The 22,237-nt window shown below is 74.1% G+C and carries 19 protein-coding genes; 13 read left to right on the top strand and 6 right to left on the bottom strand.

Translation table 11 applies throughout. The features are described from left to right. Positions 1-40 precede the first annotated feature (40 nt). From BOQ63_RS41270 to BOQ63_RS41260, 3 genes are all read left to right on the top strand, one after another. Complete coding sequence (locus BOQ63_RS41270; protein WP_072656035.1) at positions 41-634, top strand: hypothetical protein; 594 nt, start codon at positions 41-43, stop codon at positions 632-634. A 16-nt stretch (positions 635-650) separates the two neighbouring features. After that, complete coding sequence (locus tag BOQ63_RS41265; protein ID WP_030279452.1) at positions 651-1,193, top strand: GNAT family N-acetyltransferase; 543 nt, start codon at positions 651-653, stop codon at positions 1,191-1,193. 356 nt (positions 1,194-1,549) lie between these two features. Beyond that, positions 1,550-2,716 (top strand): damage-control phosphatase ARMT1 family protein, encoded by a 1,167-nt coding sequence (locus tag BOQ63_RS41260; RefSeq protein ID WP_030279449.1) that lies wholly within the window; start codon positions 1,550-1,552, stop codon positions 2,714-2,716. Positions 2,717-2,872: 156 nt separating this feature from the next. Here the strand turns inward: BOQ63_RS41260 and BOQ63_RS41255 are convergent, their stop codons facing one another. Next, positions 2,873-6,097: a cytochrome P450 gene (locus tag BOQ63_RS41255; RefSeq protein WP_030279446.1), complete on the bottom strand. Its 3,225-nt coding sequence runs from the start codon at positions 6,095-6,097 to the stop codon at positions 2,873-2,875. 165 nt (positions 6,098-6,262) lie between these two features. On the opposite strand from BOQ63_RS41255, the gene BOQ63_RS41250 reads away from it, so the two are divergent. The 5 genes from BOQ63_RS41250 to BOQ63_RS41230 all read left to right on the top strand — a co-directional run bounded on the left by BOQ63_RS41250 (position 6,263) and on the right by BOQ63_RS41230 (position 11,905). Beyond that, entirely contained in the window at positions 6,263-6,943 is a 681-nt protein-coding gene (locus BOQ63_RS41250) for a PAS domain S-box protein (RefSeq protein WP_046387026.1), read from the top strand. 86 nt (positions 6,944-7,029) lie between these two features. Next, positions 7,030-7,245, top strand: coding sequence for a hypothetical protein (locus BOQ63_RS41245; protein WP_030279441.1), 216 nt, complete (start codon positions 7,030-7,032; stop codon positions 7,243-7,245). Between the two features lie 96 nt (positions 7,246-7,341). Then, positions 7,342-8,064: a pyrroloquinoline-quinone synthase PqqC gene (gene pqqC / locus BOQ63_RS41240; RefSeq protein ID WP_030550448.1), complete on the top strand. Its 723-nt coding sequence runs from the start codon at positions 7,342-7,344 to the stop codon at positions 8,062-8,064. A gap of 80 nt (positions 8,065-8,144) precedes the next feature. Then, entirely contained in the window at positions 8,145-11,255 is a 3,111-nt protein-coding gene (locus BOQ63_RS41235) for a hypothetical protein (protein WP_072656034.1), read from the top strand. A gap of 146 nt (positions 11,256-11,401) precedes the next feature. Beyond that, complete coding sequence (locus BOQ63_RS41230) at positions 11,402-11,905, top strand: LURP-one-related/scramblase family protein (RefSeq protein WP_072656033.1); 504 nt, start codon at positions 11,402-11,404, stop codon at positions 11,903-11,905. Positions 11,906-11,930: 25 nt separating this feature from the next. Here the strand turns inward: BOQ63_RS41230 and BOQ63_RS41225 are convergent, their stop codons facing one another. Continuing rightward, positions 11,931-13,604, bottom strand: coding sequence for a PLP-dependent aminotransferase family protein (locus tag BOQ63_RS41225; protein ID WP_051746598.1), 1,674 nt, complete (start codon positions 13,602-13,604; stop codon positions 11,931-11,933). A 195-nt stretch (positions 13,605-13,799) separates the two neighbouring features. Here BOQ63_RS41225 and BOQ63_RS41220 point away from each other — a divergent pair, with 195 nt between their 5' ends. The 5 genes from BOQ63_RS41220 (at position 13,800) to BOQ63_RS41200 (ending at position 15,653) form a co-directional block, all read left to right on the top strand. After that, the gene (locus BOQ63_RS41220) at positions 13,800-14,285 is read left to right on the top strand and encodes an Lrp/AsnC family transcriptional regulator (protein ID WP_030279431.1); all 486 of its coding nucleotides are present in this window, start codon (positions 13,800-13,802) and stop codon (positions 14,283-14,285) included. Beyond that, positions 14,282-14,437, top strand: a complete 156-nt coding sequence (locus tag BOQ63_RS41215) for an NAD(P)H-binding protein (protein WP_078867090.1) — start codon at positions 14,282-14,284, stop codon at positions 14,435-14,437. Before BOQ63_RS41220 ends, BOQ63_RS41215 begins: the two co-directional genes overlap by 4 nt. Positions 14,438-14,557: 120 nt before the next feature. After that, complete coding sequence (locus BOQ63_RS41210; protein WP_318277484.1) at positions 14,558-14,692, top strand: hypothetical protein; 135 nt, start codon at positions 14,558-14,560, stop codon at positions 14,690-14,692. Positions 14,693-14,766: 74 nt separating this feature from the next. After that, a complete protein-coding gene (locus BOQ63_RS41205) occupies positions 14,767-15,231 on the top strand; it encodes a hypothetical protein (protein ID WP_072656032.1) in 465 nt (154 codons plus the stop codon). 47 nt (positions 15,232-15,278) lie between these two features. Next, positions 15,279-15,653, top strand: a complete 375-nt coding sequence (locus BOQ63_RS41200; protein WP_232790681.1) for a DUF6343 family protein — start codon at positions 15,279-15,281, stop codon at positions 15,651-15,653. Here the strand turns inward: BOQ63_RS41200 and BOQ63_RS41195 are convergent. From BOQ63_RS41195 to BOQ63_RS41180, 4 genes are all read right to left on the bottom strand, one after another. After that, positions 15,580-20,217, bottom strand: a complete 4,638-nt coding sequence (locus tag BOQ63_RS41195; RefSeq protein ID WP_454132033.1) for an HAD-IC family P-type ATPase — start codon at positions 20,215-20,217, stop codon at positions 15,580-15,582. The genes BOQ63_RS41200 and BOQ63_RS41195 overlap by 74 nt on opposite strands. Positions 20,218-20,239: 22 nt before the next feature. Beyond that, on the bottom strand, positions 20,240-20,686 hold the full coding sequence (locus BOQ63_RS41190) for a hypothetical protein (RefSeq protein WP_050367064.1): 447 nt from the start codon (positions 20,684-20,686) through the stop codon (positions 20,240-20,242). Positions 20,687-21,077: 391 nt separating this feature from the next. Further along, positions 21,078-21,437 (bottom strand): hypothetical protein, encoded by a 360-nt coding sequence (locus BOQ63_RS41185; protein ID WP_030279420.1) that lies wholly within the window; start codon positions 21,435-21,437, stop codon positions 21,078-21,080. Between the two features lie 51 nt (positions 21,438-21,488). Next, positions 21,489-22,217, bottom strand: coding sequence for a dienelactone hydrolase family protein (locus tag BOQ63_RS41180; RefSeq protein WP_167395856.1), 729 nt, complete (start codon positions 22,215-22,217; stop codon positions 21,489-21,491). Positions 22,218-22,237: the final 20 nt, after the last annotated feature.

Genomic DNA, 22,237 nt, shown 5'->3' with positions numbered 1-22,237 from the left:
CGGGGAGGACAGCACGCCGTGGCCTCGGCGGCCGCTGCTGATGGCACTGTGGATCCCGGCCGCCGCCGTGCTGCTTCCGCTCGGCGGGGCGCTCGGCGCGTTCGGCGCGTGGTTCGTGCTGCCCTCCGTCGCGCTGGCCCTGACCGGGGCGACCGGGCTGATCTACGCCACGGCGTGCCTCTGCCGAATCAGGGCGCTGCAGGTCGCGGCACTGCTTCTGGCGGTCGCTCCGATGATCGCCGTCCCGCTGATGAGCATGAACACCGTCCAGGCCACCGTGCTGTCCATGCGCGGCACGGCCCACCCGGGCACTGTCACCGACATCACGGTGACGCACGGCAAGGGCACCAGCTACACCTGCGAGGTGCGGTACGACGACGCCCCGGGGCGCACCCGGTCCGTCGCCTGCGGGAGCGGTGACACGGCGGGCGAGCGGGTCAGTGTCACCGAGGACCCGGACGGCCTGGTGCGCCCGGAGTTCACCGCGGAGGCCGAGAACCCCCGGTTCGACCTCGCGATGGTCGGCCTCGCCGACGCCTCCCTGCTCGTCGTCTCCGGCGCCGCGGCCGGCCTCGGCGCACTGCTCCAACTGCTGCGGAGGCGCCGTTATCCCGTTGCGCCGGCGGCCGGGTGACGGACATCCTCCCTGGATGGAGCCAGTAGAGCAGGAAATCGCCCTGGACGAGGTGACGCTGCGCCGTTTCCGCGGCGAAGCGGACTTCCCCGAGTTCTTCCGGGTCATCGAGGAGTCGCTGGAGCACCTGCGGCCCTGGATGCCATGGGTCGCCGAGCACAGTGAGGCCAAGACCACCGCGTTCCTGGCGGAGCGGCCGGAGCTGTGGGAGAGCGGGCAGGACTTCACGTACGCGATCCTGCTGGACGGCGCGATCGTCGGCGCCTGCGGGCTGTTCCGCCGCGATGACACCGAGGAGAACGGCCGGGAGATCGGCTACTGGCTGCACCCCGCCGCCACCGGTCGCGGCATCGCCACCCGGACGGCCCGGGCTCTGGCCGAACAGGCCTTCCGCCTCCCCGGCGTGGACTTCGTGGAGATCATGCACGACCCGGCGAACCTCGCCAGCGCCGCCGTGCCGGCCCGACTCGGCTTCACCGAGTACCGGCGCCGCCCCGCCGAGGCGCTCGCCCCGGCGGAGACCGGCGAGGAGCAGATCTGGCGGCTCCGGCGCAGCTGAGGAGGAGCGGCCCGGCGGTCCGCCGCCGTGGGGGAATGCGTGCGGACCGCCGGGCGACGCCGGACGGACGGGACGATCCGGCCTGGCGCCGTGGGAACGAACGCGGGCCGGAGACTTCCGTCCCCGCGCGGAGCGCCCCATCTCGAACCCCGCATGCCGACCGCGCACCCTCTGCCGCAGCCTGGTGCGTTCGTTCCCACGCCCAGGAGACCGCTCGACAGGTGGGCGGATAACACTTTTTTTCTCGGGACTTCCTCCGCCCGCCGCCCCCGTTCCGGTGATCGTCTAGTCTCGGCTGCAGCCGACGGCGACCGAGACCTCGGCCCAGCCAGCAGCTCCCGCCGAGAGGCCCGACCGTGCCGAACGCCCCCGTGATCCGCAGTGACGTCCCCGGTTCCTTCCCCTGGGCCGTCTTCCACGAGCGCCACCCCGAGCTGGTCCGGCGGCTCCTCGACGCCCTGCCGTACGGCCCGGCCGAGCGGGCGGCGGTCGAGCGGCTGCTGCTGGAGAGCACCACCGGCCTCCTGGAGCCGCCGGAGGAGGACACCCCGGACGCCGCCCAATGGCGGGAGTGGGGCGGGCCCGTGTGGGGCAGTCCCTGGGGCGAGGCGCCGTTCCTGTGGGCGGAGAGCTACTTCTACCGCCGGCTGCTCGAGGCCACCGGGTACTTCGGGCCGGGCGCCTGGCAGGGCATCGACCCGTTCGCGCCGTTCAAGAACGCCGAACTGGCCGGTACGGCCGTGGACGAGGAGCTGGCGGCGCTCGACCGGCTCGACGACCTGCCGAAGCCCCAACGGGAAGACGCGCTGCTGTCCTCCGCGCTCTGGGGCAACCGGGCGGACCTCGGCTTCCAGCTCACCGCCGGTCCCGGCGGCGCCGCCTTCTCCGACCTGCTCGCCGACGACAGCGCGCTGCTCCGGTCCGAGCTGGAGCGGGCTCGCGGAGGGCTGGTCTGCCTCGTCGCGGACAACGCGGGCCGGGAGCTGCTGCCGGACCTCGTGCTGATCGACCACCTCCTGGCCGACGGCCGGGCCGCCGAGGTCGCCCTCTACGTGAAGCCCCAGCCGTACTACGTGTCGGACGCGACGACGGCCGACGTCCTCGCCTCGGTCGAGCGGCTGCGCACCGCGCCGTCAGCGGCGGCCGGGGCCGTCGGCGGCCGGCTGTGGCGGGCGCTGAACCGCGGCACGCTCGTGATCCGCACCCATCCGTTCTTCTGCGCGCCGCTGCCGTACCACGACCTGCCCGCCGACCTCCGGACCGAACTCGCGGGCGCGGCAGTGACGATCCTCAAGGGCGACCTCAACTACCGCCGCCTGGTCGGCGACCGGCTCTGGCCCCCGACCACCCCCTTCGCCGAGGCGGCGGGGCACTTCCCGTCGAGCGTCGCCGCCCTGCGGACGCTGAAGTCGGACGTGGTCGTCGGCCTGGACGCCGACACCGTCGCCCGGCTCGACGGCACCGGCACGGCGTGGCGCGTCAGCGGCCGCCACGCCGTCATCCAGGTCCGGCCCCGGCCGTAGGGTCCGCCGTCGGGCGCCCCGTCGCCCGGGTGCCCGGGCAGGTGGGTCACGACTGACGCACCGGCCGTCCGCCGGCTGCTCGACCGGAGCAGCGGGCGGACGGCTGTGGTTCAGCGGCCTGACTCCCAACCGGCCGGGCACCCAACGGCCCGGCTCTCAGCCCGCGTACACGTCCTCCACGTAGCGCCCGGCCTCGATCAGGCCCTGCAGCCACTCCTGCGCCCGCTGCTCGTCGGCCCCCGGAGTGCGCTCCCGGTAGAGCGCCCGGAAGGCCTCCCGCACACCGGGCGCCATCCGGGCGCCGTCTCCGCACACGTACACCTCGGCCCCGGCCTCCAGCAGCGCCCAGACCTCCGAGGCCTCGGCGGCGATGCGGTCCTGGACGAAACGCCGCCCGTCCTCGGGCTGCTGGCTGAAGGCGGGCCGCATCGAGACCGCGCCGGCCCGTTCGGCCTCCTCCAGCTCGGCCCGGTGCAGGTAGTCCGCCTCCGGGGCGTCGCAGCCGAAGTACAGCAGGGCGGGAGCGAGCTCCGTACTCGCGGTGGGCGAGGCGAGCAGCGCTCGGCGGTCGGCGACGGCGCCGCGGAAGGGCGCCAGGCCGGTCCCGGCGGCGATCATGATCACCGGGGTGCGGTGTCCGATCCGGAACGCCTCCCGGCACGGCTGGACCCGGGCCAGTACGGTGTCGCCGACGCCCACCCGGTCGAGGTAGCCGGAGCCGGTGCCCCGGAAGGTGCCCCGGCCGGAGCGCGCCGGGGCGCTGAGCACCGAGACCATCAGGTCGACCTCCCGCGCGCCCCCGGCCGCCGGCACGGCGCCGGCGGGCGAGGAGGAGATCGAGTAGTGGCGGGGCCGGATCGGCGGCAGCAGCTCCAGCAGCACCGGCCAGCTGAGCGCCTCCCGCAGGGCCGGGAAGTCCTCGACCAGGTCGAGCAGGGTTCGCGGGTCGTCCGCGGGGAGCGCCCGCAGCGCGGCCTGCTCGGGCGGGCAGGGGTTGAGCGCGGCCAGCGCGGCGCGCTGCTCCGCCGTGGGGCGGTCCTGCAGCTCGACGTGGCGGGTGAGCAGTTCCCGTACGGTCAGGGGGCGGTCGACGGCGAGGCCGGTGCGCCGGTGAACAACGATGCCGAGCACCGTGTCGAGGTCGGCGCCGAGCAGCTTGGCGGCGCGCTCGACCAGCACCGGGTCGTTGGCGGGGAGCACGGTCAGGTGGTCGGCGGTCCGGTAGTCGGCGCCCGCGGGCAGGGCGAGCCGGACGAACCGCTTGACCCGGTGGTAGTCGGGGTCGGTCAGACTGCCGACGGCGGTGACGGTGAGTTCGCTCATGCCGTGCCGGGCGGCGAGCGCGTGCAGCGGGCCGCCGGTCAGCTCGGTGACGGTGTACGCGGCCTCCTCCCGCGGGGCGGCCACGGCCTCGGCGTCGCCGTGGCGCGCCAGCAGGAGGTCGGCCAGCGCCTCGGTGAACTCCCGTACCGTACCGGCCAGATCGCCGGAGGCGTCGGCGGCGGCGCGGGCGAGCAGCCGGGTGCCGCCGAGGGCGGCGAGCCGGTCGTCGATCAGGGTGGGGATGCGCTGGTAGGTGGCGGCGTAGGTGCGGTCGCCGATGCCGAGCACCGCGTACTGGACGCCGTCGGCGGCGCCGTCCGGGGCCTCGGCCAGACGGCGGACGAACTCGGCCGCGTCGTCGGTCGGTTGGCCGTTGTACGAGGCGGCGGTGATCACCACCGGGCGGTCGGTGGGCAGGCCGTCGGCGTACGCGTCCAGCGGGGCGGTCTCGGTGTCGCAGCCCAGTTCGGCGGCGACGTCGGCGAGTTGGCGGCTGAAGTCGCGGCAGGCGCCGTAGTTGGAGCCGTGCAGGAGCAGCAGGCCGGTGCCCTGGCGGACCCGGCCGGGGCGCTCGGAGCCCTCGGCGGCGCGCACGTCCTGCACCGGCGGGACCGGCTGGACGTGCCGGACCGGCGGCGCGGGGGTGCGCGGTGCGAGAGCGAGGGTGAAGCCGTCGGGCTTGATGGTGAGCGTCTGCTTGAGGGTCAGCCGGTAGTCGGCGTGGTCGATCAGCCGGTAGCGGTGGACCAGCATGCCCAGCAGCATGGTCGCCTCGTGCAGCGCGAACTGCCTTCCGATGCAGGCGCGTTCGCCGGTGCCGAAGGGCTTGAACGCGTGCGGCGAGCGGGCCGCCTCGCACTCGGGGTCGAACCGGGAGGAGTCGAACAGCTCCGTGTTGTCGCCCCAGGCGCGGTCGCGGTGCAGCATCGGGGTCAGCACGAAGATCGGCATTCCCGGACGGACCGGGATCCGCCCGCCGAGCAGGGTCTCCGCCCGCGCCTCCCGGCTGAACTGGGGCGCCGTCGGCCACAGCCGCAGCGCCTCGTTGAGCACCTGGCGGGTGTGGCGCAGCCGGCCGACGTCCTCGTACGAGGGCTCCGGGTCGGCCTGGTCGCCCCAGAGCGCGTCCACCTCCTCCTGGACGCGGCGGAGTTCGGAGGGGTGCTTGGAGAGGTAGTGCAGCGCGAAGGACAGCGCGCCCGAGGTGGTCTCGTGGCCGGCGATCAGGAAGGTGATCACCTGGTTGCGGATGTTCGCGATGTCCAGCCGGGTGCCGTCGACGGGGTGGACCGCGCCGAGCATCAGGCCGAGCAGGTCCTCGGCCGGGCCGTCCTCGGCACCGCCGCGTACCCGGGCGGCGATCACCTCGTCCACCACGCCGGCCAGGTAGTCGGCGTCCCGGCGGAAGGCCGCGTCGCGCTCCTCGTGGTCGAGCGCCGGGTTGCGGGTCAGCCTGGTCATCGCCCAGTCCAGGCAGCGCACCATCGCCTCGACGAAGGGGTGCGGCTCGTCCCGCTCGAAGGAGCCGAAGTCGAAGCCGAACCCGGCCAGTCCGATGGTGTCCAGGGTCATCCGGGTCATGTCGCCGGGCACGTCGACCGTCAGTCCGGCCGCCGAGCGGCGGTCCCAGGCCTCGATCACCCGGCGGGCGACCTTCAGCATCACCGGGTGGTAGGTGCGCATCGAGCCGAGCGCGAACGCGGGCATCAGGATGTCGTGCGCCCTGGCCCAGTTCGGCTCGTCGTTGTAGGCGGTGAACAGGCCGTCCCCGGTGAACTCGCGGACGTTCTCCAGCGCCGGGCCGACCGCCTTGGTGAAGCGTTCCTCGTCGGCCAGTTCCTCGACCAGTTCCAAGCTGCTGACCATCAGCACCTCCCGGCCGTGCAGGCGCTGGACGAAGGCCGGGCCGTGCTCTCTGGCCAGCTCCATGCTCCGCAGCACGGGGACGCTGGCCGGCGGCAGCGCGGAGATGTCCACGAGGGGAACGGCCGGGCCATCGGTGGTGGCCCCGGTGCCGGTCCTGGCCCTGGTCATGGCTTCGGTCGTGGTGTCGGTCATCGGTGGGTCCCTCCCACGGCGGAAAACTTCTCGGTTCCTCCACTCTGAGCCCCCGGGACCACCGCCCGACAGTGATCACTACATGATTGTGTAGTGCTCGCACCGTCCGGAGACTTGCCTACGCCCCACCGGTTGCGGCCCGGTGCGACAGGAGGAGAACGACGCATGCGACCGATCGAGGGCCGCCGCCCCGCGCCGGTGACCAGGCAGGACCCGGCGGTGATCTGGCGCAACCGCGCCCTGCGGCTCATGGACCACGTGCCGCTGCCCATCGCCGTGTGCGAGTACGGCGGCCGGATCCTGATCGTCAACCGCGCGATGGCCGCCGAGTTCGGCCTGCTGCCCGGCCAGTTGCGCCACCGGCGGATCCTGGAGTTCTTCACCCTCCACGACCGCGCCACCCTGCAGGCGCTCACCGAGGCCGTCCGCCTGCACCGCCGCTCCCAGTACCCGGCCAGGGTCTCCTGGACGCCCGCCGACGGCCGCGAACGGCAGGGCGAGATGACCGTCGAGCTGATCAGCGACTCCGCGGAGGAGACCCCGAACCTGCTGATCTCGCTGCGCACCCTCGCCGAGCCCGCCGCCCCGTCCGTCCCCCGACAGCCCGGACCGGGCGCCGAGGTCAGTCCGATCGAGGCCCGCATCCTCGCCGCAGCCGCCCGGGGCGCCACCACCGCCCGGATCGCCAAGGAGGTCGGCCTCACCGCGGACGGCGTCAACTACCACCTCTCCCGGCTCTCCCGCCGCTGGCACCTCCCCAACCGCACCGCCCTGGTCGCCCGTGCCTACGCGCTCGGCGTTCTCGCCGCCGGCACCTGGCCCCCGGAACCGGCCCGTCCGCACTGACGGGCCGTGAACTGCGAACGGACCGTGGCCCGCGAACGGACGCGTCCGGCTCGCCGCCGCCGCGGGCGCGTGCTGTCGTGAGGCACATGATCACTTCATCGCTGGCCCGCCTGGCCGTCCTGTTCGCCGCCACCGCCGTGCTCGTCCTCGCCGGCTCCGCCCCGGCCCGGGCCCTTCCCCGCGACGTCACCGCCGAGCAGTGCCAGAATAACGGCGGCACCGTCCAAGGCGGCGGCTACTGCGTGGGCGCCACCGGCGAGGACGAGTGGGGGGCGGACATCGACGGGCAGGGCATCGCCTAGAGCCCGCCGGCAGCAGCTCTCCCCCGAGCCGCGGGAGGGCGGCACAGACACGCCCGGTGATTGAAAAATAACCGTGCGTGAACGAAGCTGTGCCGCATGACCTCCCCAGCGCGGACCCCCGCACAGTTCACTGCGGATCTGCACGCCTACGCCGAGAAGTACTGGCACCACCACCCCTTCCACCTCAGGCTCCACGAGGGCGAGCTGACCGCCGATCAGCTCCGGCTCTGGATCGCGAACCGCTGGTACTACCAGGCCCGTCTGCCGCAGAAGGACGCGGCTGTGATCGCCAACTGCCCGGTGGCGGAGGTGCGGCGGCGCTGGACCGAGCGGATCGTCTACCAGGACGGCGCGGCCGACGGTCAGGGCGGTCACGAGGAGTGGCTCAGGCTCGCCGAGGCCGCCGGGCTCGAGCGGACCGCCGTGCTGGACGGGAGCCTGCTGCTGCCCGGGGTCCGCTTCGCCACCGACGCGTACGTGGACTTCGCCCGTACCCGGCCGTGGACCGAGTCCGTCGCCGCCTCGCTGACCGAGCTGTTCTCCCCGGACCTGATGCGCCGTCGGCTCGACGCCATCAAGACCCACTACACCTGGATCGCCCCCTCCGGCCACGGCTACTTCACGGACCGACCGCCGGTCGCCGCTGCCGACGCCGAGCACGCCCTGGGCCTGGTCATCGCCCACTGCGCGACGCGGGCGGAGCAGGACGCCGCCCTCGCCGCGCTGTCGTTCAAGTGCGACGTCCTCTGGTCCATGCTCGACGCAATCGAACACGCTTCCGAAGGCACCACCGAAAGCGGCCCTGAAAACGCCGCCTAGTCCCGGCCCGCCGCCCGTCCCGGCCCTGCCCCGTCCCGGCCCTGCCCCGTCTCGCCGCCCGATCCTCCGGAGGTCGTAGCGTGCCCCTGCTGCCCCCCACCGTCGTCGGACCGCTGTCCGAGTGCAGCACCTCGGTCCGTGTCCAGAACCAGCTCGTCGGGTCCACCGTCACCCTGCTCGTGAACGGCTCGCACACGGTCGGCGGCCAGCTGGTCGGCGGCGGCGTCGCGACCTGGCCCGACCAGGAGTTCCCGCTCACCCCCGGTGTCGCCCTGCACGCCGGTGACCAGGTCGCCGCCACCCAGCTGCTCGGTGGCCAGGTCAGCGCCGCCTCCGCGCAGCCGGTCGCCGTCCAGAAGGAGCCGGCCGTCATCGGCTCCCTGCACTACGGCGGCCACCAGTACGTGTGCGGGCAGTGCCTGTGGATCGACGGCGCGGTCCCCGGTGCCACCGTCACCGTGAAGCAGGGCGCGACGGTCCTGGGCAGCGCCACCGCCCCGGACGGCATCGCCCGCGTCCAGCTCGGCGCCCCGATCGCCGCCGGCGAGGTGCTGATGGCCGAGCAGCAGGCCTGCGGCAACCCCGGCACGCCCACGCCGAGCCCGGTGCCGGACGGTCCGCCCGAGCAGCCGCCACCACCGGTCGTCCACGGTCCGCTGCTGGCCTGCCAGACCGGCGTGCCGGTGAGTGGCGTGTTCGAGGGGGCACAGGTCACGCTGCACCGCACCGGCGTGCCCAACACGACGCGCGGCTGCTTCGACCTCAGCGCGTTGACGTTCCGGGTGCCGCCGCTGGTGGAGGGCGAGCAGGTCTCCGCGGACCAGGCCTTCGTCAACTGCGAGGCACTCGGCGGAGCCTCGGCCACCGTGGTGGTCGGGCCCGCCGACCAGATCCCCGCGCCGGCCGTCGTCGCTGCGCTGTGCGCGGGCGGCACCTCGGTCCGGGTCACCGGGCTGGTAGTGGGCGCGCTGGTCACGGTCCTCGAGAACGGCGTCGTGCTCGGCACGGCGCAGGCCTTCGAGCCGAGCGCCGACCTCGACGTGCCCGCGCTGATCGGCGGCGGCACCGTCACCGCGCGCCAGGAGCTCTGCGGGTACACCAGCCCCGATTCCGCGCCGGTGGTGGTGGACCCGCAGCCCGCGGGCCTGCCCGCCCCGGTGGTGGTCCCACCGCTCTTCGAGTGCGCCTCCCGGGTCCGGGTCATCAACGTGCAGCCGGGCGCCCTGGTCCTCGTCCACTCCGCGGCACTCGGCGCGCCGATCGGCCTCCAGTACGTCTACGCGGGACAGGCGGACATCCCGGTGGCACCGCTGCTCAGTGCCGGGGACCAGATCTACGCGGTGCAGCTCGCCTGCGGCCGGACCAGCCCCAGATCGGCCCTGGTGACGGTGCAGCAGCTCGGCGCTGTCGAGCCGCCCACCGTGCGCACCCCGCTCACCGAGTGCACCCGCTGGGTGTGGGTGGACGGTGTGGTCCCGGGGGCCGACGTGGACGTCTACGTCAACGGCCGGTGGCAGGGGACGGCGACCACGACCACCCCCGGCGTCCAGGTGGGCGTCAGCGGACCGCTGCGCATGAACGACACGGTGAGTGCCCGTCAGCGCATCCGCACCACCGTGACCGAGTTCGGCCCGGCTGCGACGGTGGCCTTCGGCCCGGTGTCGGTCACCACCCAGCACAACGACAACCGGCGCACCGGAGCCAATCTGCTCGAGGTGACGCTGCGCCCGTCGAACGTCGGCCCGAAGACCTTCGGCAAAGTCTTCACCCGGGCGGTGGACGGCGAGATCTACGGCCAGCCGCTCTACCTCTGCCAGGTCGACGTGGCCGGCGTCGGACAGCGCAACGTCGTCTACGTGGCGACCATGCACAACAGCGTGTACGCCTTCGACGCGGACGACCCGAACGCCTCGGCACCGCTGTGGCACGCCCGACTGGGCCCGTCGGCCCCGATGCCGGATCCCAACATCGGCCCGGGCGGGTACGCGGACATCTCCGTCGAGGTCGGCGTCATCAGCACGCCGGTGATCTCGGTCGACCGGAACCTCATCTACGTCGTCGCCTTCACCAAGGAGGGCAACACGTACCACCACACCCTGCACGCCCTCGACCTGCGGTCGGGGCAGGAATCCCTCGGCGGCCCGGTGCGGATCGCCGCCACCGTCCCGGGATCGGGCGAGGGCAGTGTCAACGGCACCATCGCCTTCACCAGCCACCTCCAGATCCAGCGGGCCGCGCTGACCCTGGTCAACGACCGGCTGTACGTCGCCTTCGCGGCCTACGGCGACCGGGAACCGTACCACGGCTGGGTGTTCGGCTTCGACGCCGACAACCTGCAGCAGACCGGTGTGTTCATCACCACGCCCGACACCGGCCTGGGCGGGATCTGGCAGGCGGGACAGGGGCTGGCCGCGGACGGGAACGGCGACCTGTACTTCATGACCGGCAACGGCGGCTTCCGTCCCGACGGGTCGAACCTCTCCTGCTGCATCGTGAAGCTGAGCCCCGATCTCAAACTCCTGGACTGGTTCGCCCCGTTCAACCAGGCCTTCCTGAACGGCAACGCCGACCTGGACCTGGGCTCGGCCGGTCCGCTGCTGATCCCGAACACCAACCTCCTGCTGGGCGGCGGCAAGGAGGCGAAGTTCTATCTGCTGGACACCGGCGCGATGGGCCACTTCCAGGCCGGCTCCGACAGCCAGATCGTCCAGAGCTTCTGGCTGACCCAGGACCACACCAACAACCACATCCACGGCGGGCCGGTGTACTGGGACTTCCAGGACGGCCCGTTGGTCTACGTCTGGCCGGAGAACGTGCCGCTGCGCGCCTACCGCTTCGCCGGCGGGGTGCTGCAGACGGCCCCCGCCTTCACCAGCACCACCCCCGAGCCGCCCCCGTTCATCATGCCCGGCGGATTCCTCTCCGTCTCGGCCAACGGCAGCGACCCCGACTCCGGCCTGCTGTGGGCCTCGCACGTGCTCAAGGACGACGCCAACCACGCAGTGGTGGAGGGCGTGTTCCGCGTCTACCTGGCCTCCGACCTGACCAAGGAGCTGTGGAACAGCAAGATGAACGCCGCCCGGGACGACGTCGGCCTGTTCGCCAAGTTCGTGCCGCCGACCGTGGCGAACGGCAAGGTGTACCTGGCGACCTTCTCCGGGGCGCTGAACGTCTACGGGCTTCTCGAATGAGCCGCGCCGGGTCACCGTCGGACCGGCGGAACGTCGCGGACCGGTAAAAGCACCACCCCCTGCCCCTCCCCCCTCGCTGACCAGCCGCTACGCTCTGGGCCGCGCCGCGCCACGGGGGCCGGCGGATCCACCACGGGGGAACCACTGTGCGTTACCTGGTCCGCGACCGCATGTTCGCCTTCCACGAGGAGGCCTGGATCGAGACCGAGCAGCGGGAGAAGCTCTACCGCGTGAACCGGAAGTTCTTCCGGCTGCGCCGCACCTTCGCCCTGGTCGACACCCGCGGCGAGCACGTCGCGAGCATCGTCCGCAAGACCTTCACCTTCCACCACACCCTGCTGATCAAGCAGGAGGGGCAGCCGACCGCGAAGGTCAGCAAGAAGCTGTTCAAGCTGTTCGGCGACCGCTTCAAGGTCCGTCTCGGCGACGGCCGCAAGCTGAGGATCAACGGCAACCTGTGGGACCGCGAGTTCGACATACGCCACGAGGGCACCACCCTGGCGCACGTCTCCCGCCGCTGGTTCACGATCCGCGACGCCTACGCCGTGGACGTGATGAGCCAGCAGGACGCCCTGCTCCTGGTCATCCTCGCGGTCTGCGTGGACCACGTGCTCCAGGACGCCAAGGGCGACCAGCTGACCAACCTCTGACGGGAAGCCCCGGACGCGTTGCGGACTACGGTGCGCCCAGGATCACCGGGTCCTCGGCGAGTTCGGCGAGCAGCGCGTCCAGCTTGGCCCGGTCGACCGAGGGCATCACGAAGACGTGCACGTAGCTGCGCCGGGTGGTCTCGTCGCCCGGGACCATCAGCACGTCCTGGGAGGACAGCGACCACTTGGCCACCAGCTCGGCGCTCGGCTTGCGGAACCGTACGGTGACGGCGCCCGGGGTACGGGCCGGCCAGAGCTCGACGCCGAGTTCGCGCTCCATGGCGGTCAGCCGCCGCTCCAGGTAGGCGGCCAGCTCCTGGGCCGCGCGGATCCGCTCCACCTGGTCCCGGTAGGAGTACCGGGACAGGTGGTCCCAGAGGATCAGCGGGGAGAAGCCGTTGCGGGAGCCGGCGAAGGTGGTGTCCGGGGCGCCGATGTAGTCCGGCTGGGACGGCGGCGAGATCTGGTACTTCACCTTGGTCATGTAGATGCCGCACGGCCACGGCGCGCCGGCCCACTTGTGGCCGCTCATCGCGATCGAGGAGACCATGTCCACCTCGCCGTGCCCGGCGGTGGGCAGCCGCAGGCCGAAGTCGAACTCGGGCAGCTCCGCCTCGGGCGTCCAGCCGTACCCTTCCGGGTCCTCGGCGGCCAGCCGCAGGAACGGCGCGTAGCCGGCGCCGAGCGCGCCGTCCACGTGGATCCAGAAGCCGCGGCGCACGTCCACCAGCGGCCGGCCGGTCTGCGGGCAGCTGCCGTAGACCACCTCGCGCTGGACGAGCCCGTGCCGCTCGAAGATCGGCAGCAGGCGCTCGCAGACGGCGCGGACGTCGTCGTGGGCGCCCTTGAAGGTGCTGCCGAGGTTGAGGTTGACGAAGACCGGGTGGCCCTTGGCGGCGAAGAACTCGACGAGTACGGCGAGGGCGTCGACGTCTATCTCGCCGGGGCCGTCCCAGGACAGGCCGGACGGGCCCGGGCGGGAGGGCACCTCGGTGGGCCAGGTGCGCAGCCCGGTCACCGGGTCGACCAGCGGGCACTCGTCGGCGTACTTCTCCAGGCCGACGGCGTGGAAGGTCTCCACGCCGAGGACGGCCACGGCCTTGGCGAAGGAGTAGTGGGTGTCCTCGGAGTAGAAGGCCACCGGATGGTGGGCGTTCGGGTTCCGCCGGTCGGGGTCGGCCTTGACGTAGCGCACCGCGTCGAAGGGGGCGGTCGGCGGCTGGATCAGCGCCTTGCCGCTCAGGTAGTCCCGGGCGTTCCAGAGGGCGTACATGTTGCCCTCGGTCGAGCCCATGGACAGCATGTAGCCCCAGTACGACTCCGGGTCGGCCGGGTCGTGCGGGCGCTCGGCGTGCCAGAGCTTCGCGTAGTAGTCGAGCACGGCCCGCTCGACGACCTTGGTGTTGGGCTTGTATCCGCCGCTCTGGAACGGGTCGCCGAGGTTGTTGATGTTGTTCGGCATGAACCGGGCGAGGTCCAGCGCGGTGCCCTGCATGTCCTGGGTGGCCTGGTAGCCGACCAGGTGCTTGCGCTTGCGGGTCAGGTACTCGTCCACGGCGTCGAGCGCGCGCAGCCGCCGGTCGTCGTCCAGGCCGCCCTCGGGGAGGGTGAAGTCACCGCCGTCCAGCTCCGGACCGGGATCGACGGCGGGCGCGGGCGCGGTCGCGGTCTCGGCGGCGGGGAAGGCGGTCGGGCTCATGGGCGGGGCGCTCCGGGGGTGCGGTGGGGCGGCGACCGGGTGTGACGTCGTCGTCGATGTCGATGACGGTCGTCGGTCAGGACCGTCGGTAAGGATGGAACTTTCAGGCGCTCCTGGGAAGCCTCTTCGAAGAACATTCGGCCAAGTTCCGATCAGGTTTGCGAATCTGCGGAAAGGGCTGCGATCCTGGCGGGCATGCCGAACAATCCGCAGGGCCGCCGGGCGCCGGTCGACGACGTGGACCGGGCGATCGTCCGCGCCCTGGCCGACAACGCCCGCCTCCCGAACAACGCCCTCGCGGCCGCCGTCGGCATCGCCCCCTCCACCTGCCTGGCCCGCGTCCGCGCCCTCCAGGAGCGCGGCATCATCCGCGGCTTCCGGGCCGAACTCGACCCGGCCGCGATCGGGCTGCCGCTCCAGGCGATGATCTCGGTACGGCTGCGCGCCCACACCCGCGAGCAGAACGAGAGCTTCCGCAGCACCGCCCCCGACCTGCCCGGCGTGCTGGCCGTCTTCCACATGGCCGGATCGGACGACTACCTGCTGCACGTCGGCGTCGCCGGCCCCGAGGCGCTTCGCGACTTCGTCGTGGACCACCTCACCACCCACCCGGCGGTGGCCCAGACCCGCACCAACCTGATCTTCGAACAGATACCGGGCCGCCGTTACCTGGGGCACTGACGGGCGGCATCGGCCGCCATCTGGTCGGCCTCGCCCTCGCCGACGGACACCAGGTCACGGCCGCCGTTCGCGACCCGGCCCGGCTGCCCGCCCGCCACGACCGGCTGACCGCACTCCGGGACGCCGACCTGGAGGCGATGGAGCGGGGGTGACGGCGACCACCTGGGCGGGCGGATCCGCCGGGGTGCTCGGCTTCCTGCGGCGGCTGCACGACCGGGCGGACCGCGCCTCGGCCTGATCGGCTGACGAACGGAGGCCGGGCCCTCGGCCGGATGGGCAGACGGATGGTGCGCACCGGCACGGTGGCCCCGCGCACCCCGCGCCGCGGCGACGGCCACCCGGACCACGTCCTCGACCTGGTGGCGGACCTGCCGGAGTTGCCGTCCCGGCTCCGGCGGGAGCGCTGAAGGTGCGGCGACCCGCCCGGTGTGCGTCCCTGGTCCTCGAACACACCGCACGGAACGGATGGACGGAGATACCGATGGGCCTGCCCCTGCTCGCCGGCCATGTGCTCGTCCGCCTCACGGACGGCGCACCGGAGGTCGCCGGGGCCGTCCTCGACGCCCTGGAGACGGCCTTCCCGACGCACACCGGCCGGGGCCGGACCCGGATCGGCAACGTGTGGGACGTACCGCCCACCCTGACCTCGGAGAGCACCTGGACGGTCGCCGAGGCCGGGCCCGAGGGCACCCGGACGATCCCCGGGCCGGGCCCGGCGGTGAGCACCTCGCAGGCCTTCGACGTCCAGAGTCCCGCCCCGCCGCCGGGACCGCCCGCCCTGACGGGCGAGGCCACGGCGGAACTGCTCGGCGCGCCCGAGCACGTCGAAACGATGCTGCGGGCGCTCTCCGAGCTCTGCCCGGTGGACGAGGAGGGCCGCGAGGAGCAGGGCCCTCAGCTGGCGGTCCGCCTGCGGCTCGGGTGTGCCACGCCCGGGGCCGGGTAGCCGCTCGGCGACAGGACTACTGGCCGCACCGATCCTCGGGAGCCCCCATGGCCGGACGACGCACGCGACGCGGGGCGGGTGAGCACCACGACTTCCCACACACCCCGAGCGGCCCAGGCCGGACGACGCCCGAACTGCGGCCCCAGCCGGGGGTGCGCCGGGGCACCGAGCCGGTGAACGCCCGGACGGACCTGGAACTGCGGCGGCTGCTGTCCCGGATCTTCCTGGTGCTGTTCCTCTGCGGGACGGTGGTCTTCGCCGTACTGGCCGCACTCGCCGCCCCGGGCCCGCCGCCGAACCGGGGCGTGTACGCCGTGCTCGCCGCCGTCTGCGCGGCCTTCGCCGGGATCAGCGCGTTCGACCTGACGGTGGTCCGCCGCCGCCTGGCCGCCGGGCAGGGGCGCGACACCCGTCGGCGCTGATGCCTACTTGACGGCCCCGCTCACGACCGCTGGCCCGGACGGCCGCAACCGCCCGGGCCAGCGCGACCAGCACCAGCCGCTCGGCCTGTGGGAGCAGCGGCGGGGCGGCCAGGGCCACGACGATCGAGGCCGCCACGCCCGTCCAGGCCACCGGGCCGAGCGGGGTGCAGCCGAAGAACCGGCTGACGCCCGGCGTCTGCACGATGACCGCCAGCGCGGCGGCGGAGCCCAGCACCGTCGCCAGCACCAGCGGGCTGCGGGCCCGCCCGGCCAGGGTCTGGGCCAGCTGGGCGCCGACGACGCCGCACAGGGCCATCGTGCTGGTGCGCCGGACCGTGCCGGGGGTGGCGGTGCCGATGAACCAGGCGGTGGCCGCGCCGAGGGCGGTGACCAGGCCGCGGTGCCGGATCTGCCGGGCGAGCGGGGCGTCCAGGGCGGCCGTGCCCACGCGCCGGGTGGCCTCCCCGTTCGACGGATCGTTCCGCGGGGTGACGGCGACGGCCATCGCCGGGAACATGTCGGTGAGCAGGTTGACCAGCAGGATCTGCCGGGTGGACATCGGGGCGCGACCGGACAGCACCGTGCCCAGCAGGGAGAAGCCGATCTCGCCCGCGTTGCCGCCGATCAGGATGGTGATCGCGTCCGCGACGCTGCGCCACAGCGCCCGTCCCTCGTCCACCGCGTCGGTCAGCACGGTCAGTTCGTCGTCGGTGATCACCAGGTCGGCCGCGTTGCGGGCGGCCGCCGAGCCGCGGGCGGCGATCCCGATGCCGATGTCGGCCGATCGGATGGCGGCGGCGTCGTTGGCGCCGTCCCCGACCATCGCCACCACCCGCCCGGATTCCCGGAGCGCCTCGACCACCAGTACCTTCTGCTCGGGCGCGACCCGGGCGACGACGTCGCAGCCGCCCAGCGCCCGGGCGCGGCCGGTCCGGTCGAGGCCGGCCAGCTCGTCACCGGTGGCCAGTGCGAGGTCCTCGGGCCAGCCGAGGGCGAGGGCGACCGCGCGGGCCGTGGCCGGGTGGTCGCCGGTGAGCATGACCGGCCGCACCCCGGTTTGGCGCAGCCCCTCGATCAGCGCCGCGGACCCGGGGCGCGGGCTGTCGGCCAGGGCGACGAAACCGACCAGTTCCAGCCCCTCCAACGGGCGGTCCAGCGCCTCCTCCTCATCGGCGGACAGCGGTCGCAGCGCGACCGCGAGGACCCGCAGGCCGTCCGCGCCCAGGGCGGCCACGGTCGCCTCCCCGTCCTCCCTCGCGCCCGTGCCTGTGCCCGCGCCCCTGCCCGTGCAGGCCGGCAGCACGGCTTCGGGTGCGCCCTTCACCACCAGCAGCGCCCGTCCGTCGTCCTCCGTCCCGGTGGCGGCGGCGTACCCGCGGCTGGCCTCGAAGGGCAGCGTCTGGGCCGGGGTCCAGCCGAGGTCGTCCGGTGCGGCGGCGAGCACCGCCTCGTCGGTGGAGTGGGCGTGCACGGTCCTGTCGTCGTCGGCCGGCGGGCAGGCGCGGGCCGCCATCCGCAGGACCGCGGCCGCCGTGGGGTCGTCGGCCGGGTGGCGGGCGCCGTCGGCCGTGGCGACGCGGGTCACCCGCAGCCGGTTCTCGGTCAGGGTGCCGGTCTTGTCGAAGCACACGGTGTCCATCCGGCCGAGCGCCTCCAGCGCGCGCGGGGTGCGGACCAGCACGCCCCGGCTGCTGAGCCGGCGGGCCGCAGCCAGCTGGGCGACGGTGGCCACCAACGGCAGGCCCTCCGGTACGGCGGCCACCGCCACGGCCAGTCCGCCCCGGACGGCCTCGCGCACCGGGCTGCCCCGCAGCACCGCCAGGCCCGCCACGGCGGCCCCGCCGAGCAGGGTGAACGGCAGGCTGCGGTCGGTCAGTTCGCGCAGCCGGGCCTGGACTCCCCCGGCGGGCGGGGTGCGGGCGGCGAGGTGCGCGGCCCGTCCGGCCTCGGTGTCCTCGCCGGTGCCGACGACGGCGGCCCGGGCGCGCCCGGCCACCACGGTGGTGCCCTCGAAGACCATGCAGCGGCGGTCGGCGACCGTCGCCTCGGGGGTGGCGGCCAGCTGCTTCGCGACCGGGAGGGACTCGCCGGTCAGCGCGGACTCGTCAACCTCCAGCTCGTCCAGTTCGATCAGCCTGGCGTCGGCGGGCACCACCTCGCCGGTGCCCAACTCGATCACCTGACCGGGCCTCAGGTCGGCGGCGCTGACCCGCCGGGTCCGCTCGCCGTCGACCACCGTCACGCGCTGATGCTGGGTCACTTCCAGTGCGGACAGGGCTCGTTCTGAGCGCAACCGCTGGAAGGCGCCGATCAGCGCGTTCATCGTCAGGGCTCCGGCGACCAGCGCCGCGTCCACGGTCGATCCCAGCAGGGCGGAGGCGGTCGCCCCGACGAGCAGGACCGGCGTCAGCGGATCGTCGAGCTCGGAGCGCACCGCGCCGACCAGCCGGCCCGCCCCGCGCAGCGGCGAATGGGCGGCGAGCCGCCGGACCCATGCGGCGTCGCGGCGCGCCGGGCGGCGGACGGCCTTGAGCCGGGCCACCGCCTCCTTCGGCGCGAGCGCGTGCCAGGGGACGCGCGGCGGCGGGTGGGGCGCGCTGCGGGTGCCGACCCGCAGGGCGGCCCGCCAGCCCGAGACCAGGGCCCCGGCCGTCGCGACGTTCACGGGCGAGAGCCGGGCGGCGACCGGGAGGGTGCTGTGCGGCCGTCGACCACGGGTGACGACCAGGAGGCCGGACAGCGCGGCGCTCGCCTCGGCCAGGGTCTTGGAGTGCTGGGCGACGGTACGGGCGGCGGGGATCGCGGCCAGCAGCCGCCAGGCGGAGTCGAGACCGTTCAGGCCGTTGAGCAGGAGGAGGTCCGCACCCCACACCACCGCGCTCTCCCGGTCGGTGAGCGCGACGGCGAGGTCACCGCGCAGCAGCCCGGCGAGCAGTTCGCGGGCTTCGTCCGTCAACTCGGCGCCGTGGTCGGCCGGAACGCGGGCGATGGTGAGCACCACCCTCCCCTCGCGCTGGAGTTGGCGCACCGCATCGGACAACGACCTCTCGCTGCCCAGTAGTTGATCGGCCAGGGTGCCGAAGTCTCCGAGCGTTCCGTCGTCGGCCACCACGACGTGCAACCCGGCTCGGCGGGCGGCGTCCAGCGCGGCCTCGGCCACCGGGGCGATCTCCCGTCCGACCAGGACCGTGCCGACGTCCCTGCCCCCGGCGGACGCGACCAGCAGCCCCGTCCCGGCGTCCGGCCGGCCCGACCGGTCCGGCAACGGCCGTAGTTCGAGTTCCGCCCCGGGCCGATCCAGGGCGGCGACGGCCGCCTGCCAGAGCCGGTCGTGGTCCCAGTCGGGCGCGGAGGGATGGACCTCCAGGACCGTTCTGCCCGTCCCGCGCAGCGCGTCGGGGTGCAGCACCACGGTGTCCACCAGTTCGAGTCGGCGCAGCCGCTCCAGGTTGCGGACCAGCACGCCCTCCCGGGCGAGCGCGGTGCCCAGCGCGGAGGTGAACGCGGCGGGACCGTAGCGCGCGGCCTTCGGGTTGCCCGCCGTCAGGCCCTCGGCGGACTCCGCCACGTCGCGGGTGAACAGCAGTGCCGCGGCCGCGCCGAGCAGGGTGCTGCCGACGGCCTGGTCCTCGAACTTCTCGCGGGGCAGCGGCCGCAGCGCGGGCCGGGCGGTTCCGGTACCCGCGACGCTCAGCCGTCCGGGGGCGCAGACCGTGTCGTGCGCGGCGTCGAAGGCCGCGGCGCCGGCGATCGTCTCCATCAGCCGGCCGGTCCGCAGCACCGCGTCCAGGACCAGCGCGCCGGGCGACTGCCCGACGCCGTGCGCCGCGGCGCCGACCGCGGCCAGCACCAGGTCGGCCCCGGCGTCGCCGAACCGGCGGCGCAGCAGGGTGCGGACGTCCGGGTCCTCGCGGACCAGGGAGACCAGGGCGGTGGCCAGCCGGGGCCCGGTGCGCAGCGGAACCACCCGGGCTCCCACGGCGGTGACGAAGCCGACGGCGTCGCAGGCCAGGGCGACCGACTGGGCGCGGACGCCACCGGTGCGACCGGGGTGGGCGGTCTCCAGGACGTCCTCGTCCACCCGTTCCAGGCGCTGCCCGGCGGCGAGTTCGGTGGCCCGCTCCACCACGCGGTCGATGGCCGCGTCCTGGGTCAACTGGATCACCAGCCGGGCAAGGCCGCCGTCCCAGTAGGCGGCGATGACGTCCGGCCGCCTGGCCAGTCCCAGCGCCACCCGCCGGGCCGCCGCCTCGACGTTCCGCGCCGTACCGGCTCCCCGGGAGCGCAGTGGCAGCTGGATCCGCGAGCCCGCGTGCCAGTAGCCCGTGCCCGTCTCGGCCGCGCTACGGGCGACCCGGCCCACCCGGGTCGCCGTCCCCGCGGCCGAGACGGCCGTCCGGACGGTGGTGCGAACGGTGGTACGGGCGCCGACGCGCCCGGCCTCGGCGGCCACCCGGGCGGCGGCGCGGGCCGTGGGCACGGCGGAGCGCGCGAGGACGACCGGCACGGCCAGGGACAGCCCCAGGCCCATCGCCGGTAGTCGGGTCAGTCGGTGCGGCACCACGGCTCGGCCCCGATCCGCCGGGTCAGACGGTCTTCCGCCGGGACGACCCGGCGGACGCGGCGATGGTCGTCCGGCGGCGGCTCGGCGCCGTGCCGCCCGACCGGGAGGCCTTCGGTGCCTCGGTGGTTCTGCTCTTGGCTGCCGGCGCACCTTCCCGGGCGGGCGTGGCGGCGGACCCCGTGGAACTCTTCGGGCGCGCCTGGGTCAGCCAGACCGCCGCCGCGCCGGCTGCAGCCACCGGCCACTCGACCGCGCCCACCGCTCCCAGCAGCCCGGCGCCGGTGTAGGCCGCGATCCGACGGGCCCGCGGCGACACCAGTCCCACGGTGTCGAGCACTCCGTCGACCATCCCGCCGACGGCCCCGGCACCCGGTACACGCCGCACGGCGGAGGCGGCGGACTCCACCGGGCGCAGCAGCAGGGCCGTACCCCTCGACGGGGCGGATGAAGTCGATTCCTGGTCGTTCATGGCCGTTTCCGATCACTACTCTCCGACGGCCCGCAGGCCTGCCGCGCATACGCGCAGATCGACCCGCGGGTCCGCGTGTCCACCTTGCGTCTGCCCAGCAGCCCCGGCTCAAACATCGGCAGGCGGGGCCGGGCAAGGTCATGGCGACGGTGAGGGTCCCACGTCGACGGGACTCGCGTGATCCACGTCGAGGGGCTCGCGTGATCCCCCCGGCGGCCGCGGCAGCCGTTCCCGGCCCCGCCGCCGGGCAGGCGCGCCTTCGCGGGGCCCGTTCGGCGGGCCGCGTACGGCGTCGCCGCCGAACGTCCTCACTGACGGCCGTCCCTTGAGCGTGCCCCGACGCCGTGCGTCGGGGCACGCTCTATCGGCGCGCCTGGCGTCGGGGCACGCTCTACCGGCTCAACAACCGCCGCCATCGCGGCAGTTCCGTGCCGCAGCAGGCCAGCGCGAGGAGCGTGACCAGCACCGCCGCCCAGCCCGGGAAGAGCAGCCCGGCGGCGGTGACGGCCCCGGCGAGTTCGGCGAGCACCATCAGGACCGTGACCCAGCCGGGCACCGCGACGACCGTCCCCGGTTTGTCCCCGGGCGTCTGCAGGAGCGCCGGGACGCCGATCAGCAGCACGTCCACGCCGATCGCCAGCAGTACCGAGTGCGGCCACAGCGCGATCGGCAGGCCGATCCAGCCGACCAGTTCCAGCCCGGCCCGCAGCGCGGTGGCGTACCAGGGCTCCGCATGCTGCTGTTTCTCCATCGCCTTCCCCCGTCGCACAGCCGGACCGGAAGCGCGCGGCATCGTCGCGCATTACAGCCGCTCGGCCAGCGCCCCCCGGACGCGCCGCCAGGCGTCGGCGGTCGCGGTGGCGTCGTGGTCCGCCGGGCGGTCGGCCGCGAAGCCGTGCCGGGCGCCCGGGTAGGTGACCAGCTCGTGCCCGACCTTGGCGTCGGTCAGCCGCCGCTCGGCCTCCCGCCACTCCTCCTGCGGGAGGATGTGGTCCAGCTCGCCGCAGAAGCCCAGCAGGTACACGCCGTTGGCGGCGATCCGCTCCGCCGTCTCCAGCGGCGGCACCGGACCGACCAGCGGGAAGCCGGAGTTGAGCAGCCAGCCCGGGTAGTACACCGCGGCCAGCTCGAAGCGCAGCTCGGTGGCCGCACGCACGGCGATGTGGCCGCCCATGCTCATCCCGAAGAAGGCCACGCCGTGGCCGTCGGCCAGTGCCCGGGCGGCGTCCAGTGCCGCGGCGGCGTCGGCGACCAACTCGTCGCGGTCCAGGGCGGTCATCAGCAGCAGACCCGCCTCGCGTTCCTCGGCGCCGTAACCGAGCTCGGTGCGGCGGGCGTTGCGCCAGTAGAAGTCCGGGGCCACCGCCACGTACCCGAGGTCCGCCAACTCGGCACAGACGCGCCGCAGGTACGCGTTGACGCCGTACAGCTCCGAACAGACCACCACCGCCCCGCGCACCTCGCCCGCCGGGCGGTGCACGTACGCCTCGATACCGCCGGGCGCGCCCAGCTCCTGCCACTGACCCGTCATCAGTTCCCCCTTGATCGGCC

The organism is Streptomyces viridifaciens (genome assembly GCF_001888885.2).
Taxonomy (GTDB): Bacteria; Actinomycetota; Actinomycetes; order Streptomycetales; family Streptomycetaceae; genus Kitasatospora; species Kitasatospora aureofaciens.
The sequence above is the reverse complement of the archived record's forward strand: the minus strand, read 5'-3'. Positions and strand labels throughout refer to the sequence as shown.